Source organism: Saccharopolyspora soli (assembly GCF_022678645.1).
Lineage (GTDB): Bacteria > Actinomycetota > Actinomycetes > Mycobacteriales > Pseudonocardiaceae > Saccharopolyspora > Saccharopolyspora soli.
Window position 1 is genome coordinate 164,818 of the sequence record NZ_JALBWV010000005.1, and the last position, 13,552, is coordinate 178,369.

A 13,552-nucleotide genomic window follows, 5' to 3' on the forward strand; every position below is an offset into this window, starting at 1 on the left:
TCATCGATGCCCCCGCAGCACGGCGGTGGTCGCCCGCACCCACTCGTGAAAGGTCCGCACCTGGTGGTCGAACCGGTGCTCGGTGGAGCCGAACGGGTCTTTGAAGAAGCAGGCCAACGCGGTCAGCAGGCCGCGCTGCCCGGCGTGGTGCGCCAGCGCCACCAGCCGGGTCAGGTCGAGCACCAGCGGTGCGGCCAGGGCCGAATCGTAGGCCGACCACGTCAGCTGCAGGGTCACCGGCGAGCCGAGGAAACCTTCGGCGTGCACGTGGTCCCAGGCGACCTTGGTCTGCCCGAGGTCGGGCACGTTGTCGATGTGCAGCGGTGCGGTCACCTCGCCGCCGAGCAAGGCGTGCAGGCCACGGGACTTCGACTCCAGCTTGCTGGCGGCCGTGGTCGGGTCGGCGAGCGTCGCGCCGTCGCCGCCGCCGAGCAGGTTCGTGCCCGCCCACGACCGCACCGCGAGCGCACGTTCGGTGAACATCGGCGCGAGCACCGTGCGCAGCAGGGTTTCGCCGGTCTTGCCATCGCAACCCGCGTACGGCAGGCCACGTTCCTCGGCCAGCTTCCGCAGCGCTGGAACGGTGATACCGGTCGATGGCGTGAATTCCACGTACGGGCAACCAGCGCGCACCGAGGCATAAGCCGCGACGACGCTGGCCGGAACCGTGTCCCCGCCGGACAACGCGGATTCCAACCCGGCGACGTCGTGGATCTCCGCGCCGTCCGGCCACGGCGGCTCGGTCGAGGCGACGTTGACCACCACGACCCGCTCCAGCGCATGCCGCCGCGCGAACGACGAAACTTCCGCCGCCAACCGCTCGGCGACGTCGAGCTGGCTGCGCCGATACGCGGCCGGGTCGTAGCCGTGCCGCAACTCCGATTCCACCTGCGAAAACTGCTCGCCGAGCGCCGCGACCACACCAGCGGGCAACACCCCCGCGGCCACCAGGGAATCGGCGCTCTTGTGCAGCTCGGCACCGGAGATGTCATGGCCACCGACGACGATTTCGCCCCAATCCGGCAGCGGCACCGAAGCGAACGCGGGCAGCTCGGTGACGCAGCCGGTCGGCCGCACCAGCCCCGCCCGCAACGCGCAAAGTCCGACGATGGTCGTGGTTGCCACCGATCCCCGCGCACCGATCAGCCACAACCCGGTGCGGCCCGGCTGTGATGCACCGTCCACGTGGTCACCTCCTGCAGCCTGTTTCCAAACTCGTTTTGCGTAGCGGTGCAGGTAGCGGAACCTCAGACGCCGCCGGGACTCCGGGATCCCCGACTTGTGCATGACCAATACGCGGCGCTGGGGCTGTCCTCGCCAGGCGACGTCTGAGAACCCGCGGCGGTGCCGGTTGAGAAGGTGGGCCAAGCGGCTTCGCCGCTTCAAAAGCAAAAACCCCGCCATATTGCACGCCGACCCCTTCAAAAGCAGTCTCTAGATCACCTTCCGTGCGGTGGTGGCCCGCGACGTGCGGGCCACCGTCACGCGGATCAACGCGGCAGGTCGCCTTGCGCCCGCGCCGATGGGTTGTCCGGTGGAACGGGTTCGGACACCCCGGCTCCGGCGAAGTGCACCGCGTCTAGTTCGAACAATTCGGTACCTGCGCCTCGGAACACGAAGAACAGCGGTCCCGAGTTGCCCGGATTCGTCACCGGAGTTGGTTGCAGGTCCACGTAGTCGCCGCCGGTGGTGGGCACCTGGACCGTCTGCAGCAGCTCCCCGTCCGGCGCACCGGCGCGGACCTCGATCGATCCGCCCGGCCCGGCCGCCGACACCCGGTAGCCGATGCCGTCCACCCCGGTCAGGTTCACCGGGTCGAGCGAGATCCAGTCGCCTTCCTCGATCGCGCCGACCTTGCGGCCACCGGCCGCTGCCGGATCTTCCACCACCTGCACGCCCTCGGAGTTGGTGAAGAACTCCGCCTGCTTGTCCTTGGGCTGCAGCAACGCCCGGCCGCTACCGGTCACGGGCGGCAGTCCCTCGGCACCACCGTCGGTGTAATCGGCGGTGATGACGCCGAACACGTTGGCGTCCAGGCCGTGTCCTTCGTCGGCCGGGGTTTCGATCACGCCCTCGCAGCCGCTCTCCTCGCTGAGCGGGTGCGCGTGCGAGTCGTGGCCGAGCGCGTAGCTGACCTCCACCCGCGAGCAGTCGATCTGGCCGTCCTCGGCGTCGGTGACGCTGATCCGGAACGGCACCTGCTCGCCGAAGGAGAAAGCACCGCCGGTGGGCGGCAACTCGACCCGGACCTCCGGCGGCGTGTTGCCGACGACGATCTGCACGCTGGCGTACCCCATCTTGCCGGTCGGATCGGTCACCGCCAGCTTGGCGGTGTAGGCGCCGCGCTCGGTGTAGGTGAACGACACGGGTCCGGCCGTGGTCGAATCCACCGTGCCGTCACTGGTGAAATCCCACGCGTAGCTCAGCTCGCCGCCATCCGGGTCGGTGGTGCCCGCGGGATCGAAGTTGACCGTCAGCGGCTCCTGACCGGAAGACGTGACGTCCGCGCTCAACTGGACGCGCGGGGTCTTCGCGCCCGGACTGTGCTCGATGCGGTACAGCGCCGAATCGTCCGCGCCGCCGAAGTAGCTCGACCCGTAGTCCAGCACGTACAACGCCCCGTCCGGACCGAATTCGAGGTTCATCGGCCGGGTCAGCTCCATCGAGTCGAAGAAGGGCCGGATCGCCGCCAGCCGCCCGTCCGCCTTCAGCTCGAACTCCTTGATCCAGCCCCGATCCCACTCGTAGTTCAGCACCTTGCCGTCGTAGTACTCCGGGAACTTCACCGGCGAGTCCAGCGCCGGGTCGAAGTGGTACACCGACCCGCCCATCGGTGATTCCGGCCCGGAGCCGAGTTCGGGGACGGAATCGTCGTCGTAGGGCAGCCAGGCGGGTTGCACCGGCGGCAGGTCCACCAGCCCGGTGTTGTGCGGGCTCTCGTTGCGCGGTGCCGCGCAGTCGAAGGGCTGCCCGGATTGGCCGGTGCCGAAGTCGTAGTCGATGAACGGCTGGTTGTCGCCGACGCAGTACGGCCAGCCGAAGTTGCCGGGCGCTTTGATCAGGTTGTATTCCACCGTGCCGCCGGGACCCCGGTTCGGGTCGGCAGCACCGGCGTCCGGCCCGTAATCGCCGAGGTGGATCCACCCGGTCTGCCTGTCCACGGCGAACCGGAACGGGTTGCGGAAGCCCATCGCGTAGATCTCGGGGCGGGTCTTCTCGGTCCCCGGTGGGAAGAGGTTCCCGTCCGGGATGGTGTAGCTGCCGTCCGGTTCGACGTGGATCCGCAGGAGCTTGCCGCGCAGGTCGTTGGTGTTCCCGGCGGAGCGCTGGGCGTCGAACGCGGGGTTGCGGTCCGGCCGTTCGTCGATCGGCGTGAACCCGTCGGAGGCGAACGGGTTGGTGTCGTCCCCTGTGGACAGGTACAGGTTGCCCTGCGCGTCGAAGTCGATCTCACCACCGGCGTGGCAGCACGTGCCGCGCTGGGTCGGAATCCGCAGGATCTCCTGCTGGGTGGCGAGGTCGAGCGTGCCGTTGTCGGCGAGCTTGACGCGGGACAGCAGGTTGTGCCCGTCGAAGGGCGCGAAGTCCTCGGCTGTGCCGGTCTCCGGCGCATCGCCCTCCGGGGTGTCCAGTGGCGGTGCGTAGTACAGGTAGACCCACCGGTTGTTGGTGAAGTCGGGGTCGATGGCGACGCCCTGCAAGCCGTCTTCGTCGTGGTTGTAGACCGGGATGTCAGCGGCCAGCGTCGTGGTCGCCTCCGGCGTGGTCAGGAAAACGGAGCCGTCGCGGGAGGTGTGCAGCACGCGGCGGTCGGGCAGCACCGCCAACGCCATCGGCTCCCCCACCTTGGCTTCGCCCATGGCCAGCGCGATCTGGTCGAACGCGGCATCGGGTGGTGATTGTGCGGCGTGTGCGGAGGGAACGGCAAGGGCGGCCGCCGTGACGACCGCGGCGGCCGCGCAGGCCGCAATTCTCAAGGAAGGCACCAGGTCACTCCTCGTCGCTCGCATTCCGGCAGCTGTGCCGGTATGACTCACAGCTCGCGGATCGATCTTGTTCTTTGAAGCGGCGTCAGCCGCTTAGCCCACCTACGCAGCTGGCACCGCCGCGGGTTCTCAGAGGTCGTCTCGCGAGGACAGCCCCGACGCTGTGCATCGGACATACATGAGTCGGGGATCCCGGAGACGAGACGGCGACAGCAACTCCCGCAGGGGGGCCGCCACCCGCACCGCCACGCAAAACGGGCTCAGAAACTGGTTTTCAGCAGGGGGCCTGCCCGAGGGCGGTGCGGATGCCGCCGAGCAGGTGACGCAGGAATTCCGGTTCGCTGAAGGACTCCACGGTGTGCCCACCACCGGTGTAGTAGGCACGTCCGGCGTCGACGGCGTGGCACCAGGCGATCGGGTGGTCACCCATCGCGCCTTCTCCGGGGTCGTAGCTGGACTCGTCGAGAGCGGCCAGCACGTGCACGTTCGCGCGGGGATTGGTGGCGAAGTTGTACCACTCGTCGGTGCGGTGCCAGTTGCGCGGCAGGTGCGCGGTGGAGTCGTGGTGGCGGTCTTCCACCCGGACCGTGGCGGGTTGGATCTCCGGGTGGCTCGCGAAGTACGCCCCGACGAGTTCGCCGTAGAACGGCCAGTCGTACTCGGTGTCGGCAGCGGCGTGCACCCCGAGGTAGCCGCCACCGCCCCGGATGTAGCGCTCGAACGCGTCCTGCTGGGCGGGGTCGAGCACGTCCCCGGTGGTCGACAACCACACCACCGCGTCGTACCGGGCCAACTCGGTGTCGGTGAACCGCGATGAGTCCTCAGTGGACTCCACGGCGAAGCCGTTGTCACGGCCCAACTGCTCGATGGCCGCGATGCCCGCTTCGATGGAGTCGTGCCGGTATCCAGCGGTCTTGGAGAACACCAGCACCTGTGCTTGGTCGGATCGGCCCGGCTGACCAGCCCAGGCCGGAATGGTCATCGCTCCTGCCGCCAGCGCGGCGAGCACCAAACTCGCGATCTTCACAAGCGGCCTCCTCTCAGCATCTGTCGTCGAGCTCCTGTTACGCAGCTGCACGGCTTTCGGAGTGAAGGGCACCTTTGACCGGCTCAGTTGGTCGAAGGTGCCCTTCGCTCACCACCCCACCGAGCGAGCCTCGGGCCAACCGCCGCCAGAGCGCGGAAGATCGCGCTCAGATCTGTCACGACGCGAAGCCGACGTCGAGGTACTGGTCGACGTTCGCACTGGTCACCACTGCCGAATAGGTCGTGATCGAACGCGGCACCTCGTGCTCGGCCAGGTCGGACATGCCGCGGGCCTGGCCGAGCAACCGCGCCAGCGCGATCGCCGACGAGCACATCGAGGGGTTGTAGAGCACCGTCGCCTGCACGACGCTGTCACCCGCCTTGATGCGGTCCATCATCTGCCGCGAACCCGCGCCGCCCACGAGGAAGAACTCGTTGCGCCCAGCGGCCTCCACGGCGGCCAGCACCCCGATGCCCTGGTCGTCGTCGTGGTTCCACACCGCGTCCAGGTGCGCTGCGGCCTGCAGCAGGTTCGTGGCTTGCCGCTCGCCGGTTTCCGCGGTGAACTCGGCGGCGACCCGGCGGGCGACCTGCAAGCCGTGCCGGGCCAGACCGTCGCGGAATCCCGCGCTGCGCTCCTGGGTCAGCGGCAACGAGTCGGTGCCCGCGATCTCGGCGATCACCGGGTTGGCGACGTTGCGGCGGCGCAGTTCGGCCGCGATGTAATCGGCGGAGTTGACTCCCATGCCGTAGTTGTCACCGCCGATCCACACCCGGTAGGCGTCCGGGGTGTCGAAGACGCGGTCCACGTTGACCACCGGGATCCCCGCCTGCATGGCGCGGCGGGCCACGTCGGTCAGCGCCTTGCCGTCGGCAGGCAGTACCACCAGCACGTTCACCTTCTCGTTGATCAACGTCTCGACCTGGGCGATCTGCTGGTTGACGTCGCTGCTGCCCTCGGTCGGCCGGAACGTGACGTCGGGCAGCGCCTCGGCCTGGGTCCGGGCGTTGGTGGTCATCGCCGCCATCCAGCCGTGGTCTGCGGCGGGCGCCGAGAACCCGATGGTCACCTGCCGACCCGGTGCGGCGTTGTCTCCGCCCGCGGCGACGGCCGCCGGGTTCTGCTGCTGCGGTGGGTTGTTCGCCAGGCACCCGCTCAGCAGCGCGGTCGCGCCGAGCGCGCCGGAGCCGAGGAGGAACCCGCGACGAGGAGTTGCGGACATGGCGGTCTCCCGAGGGGAATGGGGATGTCAGTGGACGGGGGTGCGGCGGCGGGTGCGGGCCTGCAGCAGCACGGCGAGCACGATGATCGCGCCCTTGGCGATGTTCTGGATGTCGGTTTCGAGGTTGTTGAGCGTGAACACGTTGCTCAACGTGGTGAAGATCAGCACCCCGAGCAGGGTTCCGGTCATGCTGCCGCGGCCGCCGGTGAGCAGCGTGCCGCCGATGACGACCGCGGCGATCGCGTCCAGCTCGTAGTACAGGCCGTTGGTCGAGGCCCCGGAGGTGGTGCGAGCCACCACCATGATCGCCGCGATGGCGCAGCAGAACCCGGCCAGCGCATAGACCAGCGCGGTGTGCCGCCGCACGTCGATCCCGGCCAGCCGGGCGGCTTCCGCGTTGCCGCCGACCGCGAGGGTGCGACGCCCGAAGGTGGTGCGGTTGAGGAGGATCCAGCCGCCGATGAACACCGCGGCGAAGATCCAGATCAGGACAGGCACGCCCAGCAGGTCGGCCTGGAACACCGCGCCGAAGGCACGATCGTCGACCACCTGGGTCTGCCGCCCGCTGATGCGTTCGGCCAGCCCGCGCGCGGACGCCATCATCGCCAGCGTCGCGATGAACGGCACCACCCGGCCGTAGGCGACCAGCAGGCCGTTGACCAGGCCGCAGCCGGTGCCCACCAACAGCGCGCAGAGCACCATCACGACCACCCCGTAGGACTGGGTGGCCCAGGTGGTCATCCACACGCTGCACAGCGCCACGATCGAACCGACCGACAGGTCGATGCCGCCAGCGGAGATCACGAAGGTCATCCCGACGCTCACCACCCCGATGGCGGCGGCCAGCCGCAGCACGGTGGAGATGTTGGCCTCGGTCAGGAAAGCGTCCGGTCGGGTCGCGTAACCCACCACGCACAGTCCTATTAGGACGACCACGAGCGCGGTCAACCTGATGTCGGCGCGCGCCCACCAGCGGCTGAGCCGCGACGGGCGGGCCGCGGCGGGCGCCGCAAGGGTCTGCTCGTTCACTGTTCCGCCTCTCCGCGATTCACAGTGGTGGTCGCGTCCAGCACGAATCTCCCGTTTCGGAGTTTCTCGTGGCTGGCTTGCGTCACGGTCCCCTGAGGCGCGGTCGAGGAGGACTGCGGTTGACACCTGGCGACGCATACTGGACCGCCTCTCCGCGATTCACAGTGGTGGTGGCGTCCAGCACGAATCTCCCGTTTCGCGGTTTCTCGTGGCTGGCTTGCGTCACGGTCCCCTGAGGCGCGGTCGAGGAGCACTGGGGTTGACACCGGGCTACTCATGCGGCCTCCTTGGTGTCTTGCGGGACACCCGCACCTGGTCGGCCACGTGAGCGGGAAGCGAAGTTGTCACTCATGCGGCCTCCTCCATGACCAGGTCCAACACGTCGGATTCGGTGAGCTCCCCGGCGGCCGCCGTGCACACTGCCGCGCCGTCGCGCAGCACCAGCACCCGGTCGGCCAGGGCCAGCACCTCGGGTATGTCGCTGGAGACGACCACGATCGCGATCCCTTCGGCCGCCAGCCGCCGCATCAGCGCGTACAACTCGGCCCGCGCTCCAACGTCGACACCGCGAGTGGGTTCGTCGAGCAGCAGCACCCGGCACCCGCGCAGCACCCACCGACCGATCACGGCTTTCTGCTGGTTGCCGCCGGAGAAGGCGGAGATCTGCCGGTCGGGCTCGGCGGGCCGCAGCTGCAATTGCTCGGTGATCTGCTGGGTTTCGGTGGTCTCGGCCACGCGCCGGATGAAGCCGAACCGGCTGAAGTGCGGCAACGAAGCCAATGTCACGTTGGCCGCCAACGGCATCTGCGGCAGCAGGGCCTGGCTCTTGCGCTCTTCCGGCGTCAAACCGATTCCCGCGGCCACGGCCGCCGGTACGCTGCCCGGCCGGACTCGGCGACCGGCCACCCGCACTTCTCCGGAATCCGGCGTGCGGGCGCCGAAAATCGCCTCCAGCAGTTCGCTGCGGCCGCAGCCGACCAGACCGGCGAGCCCGAAGATCTCGCCAGCGTGCACGGTGAAATCCACGTCCGCGAATTCGCCGCGGCGGCTCAGCCCGCGCACTTCGAGCACCGGCTGGTCGGTCGCCGAACTGCCGACCGCCGCCACCTCCGGCGGTGCACCGCCGGTCATCAGCGAGACGAGTTCACCGGTCGTGGTGTCGGCGACGGGCAACCCGGCAGCGACAGTGCAGCCGTCCTTGAGGACCGTGACCCGGTTGGCGATGCGCCGGATCTCCGCCATGCGGTGGGAGATGTAGATGACCGCCACGCCGTCCGCGGTGAGCTCGCCGATGACTCGGAACAGGTTGTCGACCTCGCCCACCGACAGCGCGGCCGTGGGCTCGTCCATCACGATCAGCCGCGCCCGGTGGCCCAGCGCCCGAGCCATCGACACCAGCTGCCGCTGCGCGGCCGACAGCGCGCCCACCTCGCGATCCGGGTCGATCTCCGAATGCCCGAGCCGGACCAGCAGTTGCGCCGCTGCACCACGAGATTGGCCGCGACGGCTGAACCCGGCGGTGGCGCGTTCGTGCCCGAGGAAGATGTTCTCCGCGACGCTCAGGCCGGGGACCAGGTCCAACTCCTGGTACATCGCCGCGATCCCGCGCCGCAGCGCGGCGGCGGGCGAGGGCAGCTCGATCACCTCGCCCTGCCAGCGGATCGTGCCACCGTCCGGGGTGTGCGCCCCGGAGAGCACCTTGATCAGCGTCGACTTGCCAGCCCCGTTCTGCCCGAGCAGGCAGTGCACTTCCCCGGCCCGCACCCGCAGATCCACCCCGTCGAGCGCGCGCACACCCGGGAATAGCTTGACGATGCCGGTCATCTCCAGCAGCTGGGTCATCTGCTCGCCTCCTCCACCGGTATCCACCTGCTGTGGTGGGCGGCGCTGCGCTGCACCGCGTCCAGCACCCGCTGCACCCGCAGTCCGGCGGCGAAGTCCGGGCTCGGGGTGGTTCGGCTGGCGATCGCGATGAGCAGATCCCGCAGCTGGTGGGTGAAGGTGTGCTCGTAGCCGAGCAGGTGCCCCGGCGGGTACCAGGCGCTCAGGTACGGGTGGTCGGGTTCGGTGGCCAGGATGCGCCGGAATCCAGCGGTACCGGCCGGTTCGGTGGCATCGTGGAAGGACAGCTCGTTCATCGACTCGAAGTCGAACGCGAGGCTGCCGGTGCTGCCGTTGATCTCGATGCGCAGCCCGTTCTTGCGGCCGGTGGCGTAGCGCGTCGCCTCGAAGGTCCCGAGCGCGCCATCCCGGAACCGCGCGGTGAACAGCGCCGCATCGTCCACAGTGACCGGTCCGGTGCGTTCGGCATCGTCGACCAGCGGGCGTTCCGGCACGAAGGTGTCGACCAACCCGCAGACGCTGATGATGTCGTCGCCCACCAGGAACTGGGCGAGGTCCACCAAGTGCGCGCCCAAGTCGCCCAGCGCGCCGGAACCGGCGCGCTCGGCCTGCAACCGCCAGGTCAGCGGTGCCCGCGGATCGACCAGCCAGTCCTGCAGGTACTGGGCTCGCACGTGCCGGATCTGCCCCAGCCTGCCCTGCTCGATCAGTTCGCGCGCCAGTGCCAACGCGGGCACCCGCCGGTAGTTGAAGCCCACCATCGCCTGGATCCCGCTGCGCCGCGCGCGATCCGCCGCTTCGGCCATCGCCACCGCCTCGGCCACCGAGTTCGCCAGCGGTTTCTCGCACAGCACGTGCTTGCCAGCTTCCAAGGCGCTGGTGGCGATCTCGGCGTGGCTGTCACCCGGTGTGCAGATGTCGACCACGTGCACGTCGTCGCGCAGCAGCACCGCCTTCCAGTCGTCGCTGGCTTCGGCCCACCCGAAGCGGGCGGCGTCCTCGTGCACGGCGTCCTTGCGCCGCCCGCACAGCACCACCATCTCCGGTCGGACCGGGAGGTCGAAGACCCTGCCCACGGTTCGCCACGCGTGCGAGTGGACCGCTCCCATGAAGGCGTGGCCCACCAAGGCGACACCGAGTGTGTTCATTCCCGTCCTCCTGCCGTTGGTCACGACGCGGGGCTGACGCCGAGCACGTGATCGCTGATCAGTCCGGCCGCTCCGACGACTCCAGCGCGCTCGCCCAATTCCGACAGCACGACCGGGAGATTGCTGGTGGCCAGCGGTGTGGACCGCCGGTACAACTCGCTGCGCACCTCGGCCAGCAGCGGGTGCCCGAGTCCGGCCACGCCGCCACCGACCACGATCATCGCGGGGTTGACGAAGTTCACCAGGCCAGCCAGCACCCGGCCGAGCCGCCGACCGCCGTCCCGCACCAGTCCGAGGGCTTGCGGGTCACCGGCCCGCATCGCCACATCCACCTCGCGCGCGGTGAGCACCCCCCGGTCCCCGAGAAGTTCCTGCAGGCCAGGGGATTCGCCGCTGCGGGCGAGCGCGGTGGCGTCACGGGACAGGGCGGCACCGCTGAACCAGGCCTCCAGACAACCGGTCCGGCCGCAACTGCACACCGGTCCGGTGTCGTGCACGGCGATGTGCCCGATGTCGCCAGCGCTGCCGTTGCTGCCGCGCAGCACCCGGTTGCCGGTGATGATTCCGCAGCCGATGCCGGTGCCGATCTTGACGAACAGGAAGTCCCGCACCGAGCGGGCCAGCCCGCAGTACATCTCGCCGACCGCCATCAGGTTGACGTCGTTGTCGACCAGCACCGGGCAGTCCAGGAGCTGCATGAAGTGCTCGCGCACCGGGTAGCGGTGCCAACCGGGCATGATCGGCGGGGAGACGGTGAAACCGTCGCGGAAGCTCACCGGTCCGGGCACGCCGATGCCGACGCCGTCGAGTTCGGGCAGGTGCCCGTCGGCGCGCAGCTTGTCGATCGTATCCCCGGCGCGGCGCAGGATCGGCTCCGGCCCGTCCTTGATGTCGATGGCTTCGCTGGTGTGCGCGACGAGTTCGAGCCGACCGTCGGTGACGCCGACGTCCAGCGAGGTGGCGCCGATGTCGACGCCGATGAAGCGCAGCCGCCGGGACAACTGCACGAGCCCGGATCGCCGACCGCCCTGCGATGCGGCTTTGCCCGCCCGCTCCACGAATCCCAGCTCCTGCAGCCGGGCGAGCTCCTGGCCGATCTTGGAGCGGGAAAGCGACACCTGCGCGGCCAGCTCAGCCGCGGCTTGCGGTCCGTTGAACCGCAACGAGGTGAGCACGCGGGCTTGGTGGGCGTTCTCTGGTTGCACCGACTACCCCACTTCTTGCACGAAGCGTATGAAGTCCGTCACAGAGTAAGCGAACAGTTTTCCGCGCAGTCAAGGTGAAATCCGCGAAGTCGCCCGGATGTCCGCTGCCCGACCGGCGGCAACCGCGCAGGGCCGTTCGGAGTCCCGCCGCATGCCTGGGAAATCGCTATCGAACTGATCAGTTCCGATACAACGGGACCAGGATGTCCACAATGGATATGGCGTAACGCAGCGGATACACCGTTAACCGGACGAAACTCGCGAAATCGGCTCCGTGACCCAATGCCCTATCGGCCATTGCGCCGAACAGCCCCAACACGGCACGTCCGAGTGGCACCCGCGGTCGTTCCCGGACAGCGTGCTGGGAAGGAACGAAAATGACAAACCGACGTGCCGCCCACGCACGCCCAGCGCGACGGAAAGCGGCTCATGGCCCGCTTGGGCCATGAGTAGCCCTGTGTCAACCCGAGTCCTCCTCAACCGCATCTCAGGGGACCGTGACGCAAACCAGCCACAAGAAACCGCGAAACGGGAGGTTGGGGGGACGCGACCACCACTGAAAATCGCGGAGGGGCGGTACTGTCATGAGCCGCTCACCGCATCGGATCCCCGTCGTCACATGGACGGTTCCGGCAGTCGACCGGTGTGGTCGCGCGGCGACCGAGGCAGGTCGAGGACGGAGGCAGTGCCATCGGCTCCGGTCGCGACCGTGACGATGTTGCGCACCTGCGAGACGATGTCATGCAGGTTCTGCTCGAAGACCGGGTCGGTGACCTCGGTCAGGTTGTCCGGCGCAAAGGTGAGCACCGGTGTATGCACGTGGCCGCCGCGCAGCTGCACGCCGAGAGCATCCCGCAGCAGGGTCGTGCGGTACGCGATCTCGTTGGACAGGTAGGAGCCGCCGCCACCCGCTCGCGCCACCGAGCCCGGCGTCGGGCCGTCCGGCTGGTCGACCGGTTCCGTCTGACCCGCCGGGATCTCGGTCACCTCGGTGTTGTGGTATGCCGGGAACCGCCCGGTGTCCGCCCGCACGATGTCGGCGTACGCCTGGGTGGTGGGAACGAACTCCGGCGCCGGGGTGACGGTCGGGATGCCTTCCGGAACGCTGATGGTTCCCAGCCGGGTCTCGTCGTTGTTGTCGACGCCCTGGTGCCAGCGCCCGTTCCAGTGCTCGACGTCGAAGCGGTCCGGGCGACCCTGGCTGACCGTGACGAAGATGTCGACCTGACGCGGTCCGGGCACCAGGTGCGGCAGGAAGGTCTTTTCCACCATGCCCTGTTCGAACGGGGTCCAGAGCACTGGGAACATCGCGGTTTCGATCCGCGCCGGACCTGCGTCGGTCATCACGACGGTGCCGTCGAGGGCGAGCGCGGAGGCGCCGGACGGGTTGCTCCGCCGGATGTCGTCGTTCAACTGGAACGGGTCGAAGCCGCTGACCAGGACCCGCTTGATCCCGTCGCTGGGCGGGAAGTCGATCGAGGTCTGCCCGCGCGAGTGCTGTTCCAGCGACCACAGCAGGGCGTCGCGTTCCCCTTGGTCCAGCGAGAACTCCGACTTCCACTGCCGCAGTGCCTTGGTCATCGTCAACCGCGCCCAGTACAGCGGACGATCGTCCCCGGCGGGCAGCCCGCCCACGGCGTCCCCCTGGGCCTGCGCCACGGCGCGTTCCCAGAGCCGGTCGCCTTCGGTCGCGATCAGCTCCTCGGCGTCGTCCTGGTCGGTCACCGAGCACAGCCGCGCCGCGAACCGGGGGCCGACGTCGTCGAACCCGCTCGCGCGCAGGATCTGCTGGGGAACTTCCGCGGTCAGCCGCTGTTCCTCGACGGTGGGCTGGACGCTGGGATCGACGCAGTCCGCTCGGGGTGTCGCGGCGACCGCCGCGGGCGAGAGCAGCGTCAGGGTCGCGAGCATGACCGAACAGGTTGCGCCAAGGCCGATCAACGGTCGCACATGAGGTCCTTCCGCCAGCGCCGGGCCAACTAGCAGCCCGATCAACGGGCTCCATTTGACCGGAAAGATCGACACAAAGCCAGGGGCGACACCGTCCAAAATGCCCGCCAACCGGCCAACTGGGCACACATTGGGCAAACCGC

The 13,552-nt window shown here is 69.0% G+C and carries 8 protein-coding genes and 1 pseudogene; all 9 read right to left on the reverse strand.

Annotated features, from left to right (window positions below; translation table 11 throughout):
- Nucleotides 1–1,185 carry an inositol-3-phosphate synthase gene (locus MOQ72_RS05735; protein ID WP_242181019.1) on the reverse strand — a complete coding sequence of 395 codons (1,185 nt, stop codon included), beginning with the start codon at nt 1,183–1,185 and terminating at the stop codon, nt 1–3.
- A gap of 305 nt (nt 1,186–1,490) precedes the next feature.
- Nucleotides 1,491–4,010, reverse strand: coding sequence for a PQQ-dependent sugar dehydrogenase (locus MOQ72_RS05740; protein WP_443706311.1), 2,520 nt, complete (start codon nt 4,008–4,010; stop codon nt 1,491–1,493).
- A 259-nt stretch (nt 4,011–4,269) separates the two neighbouring features.
- A pseudogene (locus MOQ72_RS05745) lies at nt 4,270–4,968 on the reverse strand (ThuA domain-containing protein); the annotation flags it as partial.
- Nucleotides 4,969–5,188: 220 nt separating this feature from the next.
- Nucleotides 5,189–6,235: a substrate-binding domain-containing protein gene (locus MOQ72_RS05750; RefSeq protein WP_242181020.1), complete on the reverse strand. Its 1,047-nt coding sequence runs from the start codon at nt 6,233–6,235 to the stop codon at nt 5,189–5,191.
- Nucleotides 6,236–6,262: 27 nt separating this feature from the next.
- The gene (locus MOQ72_RS05755) at nt 6,263–7,264 is read right to left on the reverse strand and encodes an ABC transporter permease (RefSeq protein WP_372495292.1); all 1,002 of its coding nucleotides are present in this window, start codon (nt 7,262–7,264) and stop codon (nt 6,263–6,265) included.
- 348 nt (nt 7,265–7,612) lie between these two features.
- The gene (locus MOQ72_RS05760) at nt 7,613–9,106 is read right to left on the reverse strand and encodes a sugar ABC transporter ATP-binding protein (protein WP_242181021.1); all 1,494 of its coding nucleotides are present in this window, start codon (nt 9,104–9,106) and stop codon (nt 7,613–7,615) included.
- The gene (locus MOQ72_RS05765; protein ID WP_242181022.1) at nt 9,103–10,254 is read right to left on the reverse strand and encodes a Gfo/Idh/MocA family protein; all 1,152 of its coding nucleotides are present in this window, start codon (nt 10,252–10,254) and stop codon (nt 9,103–9,105) included. Before MOQ72_RS05765 ends, MOQ72_RS05760 begins: the two co-directional genes overlap by 4 nt.
- A 20-nt stretch (nt 10,255–10,274) precedes the next feature.
- Nucleotides 10,275–11,459, reverse strand: coding sequence for an ROK family transcriptional regulator (locus MOQ72_RS05770; protein ID WP_242181023.1), 1,185 nt, complete (start codon nt 11,457–11,459; stop codon nt 10,275–10,277).
- A 615-nt stretch (nt 11,460–12,074) separates the two neighbouring features.
- Nucleotides 12,075–13,370: a PA0049 C-terminal domain-containing protein gene (locus MOQ72_RS05775; RefSeq protein ID WP_242181024.1), complete on the reverse strand. Its 1,296-nt coding sequence runs from the start codon at nt 13,368–13,370 to the stop codon at nt 12,075–12,077.
- Between the last annotated feature and the right edge of the window lie 182 nt (nt 13,371–13,552).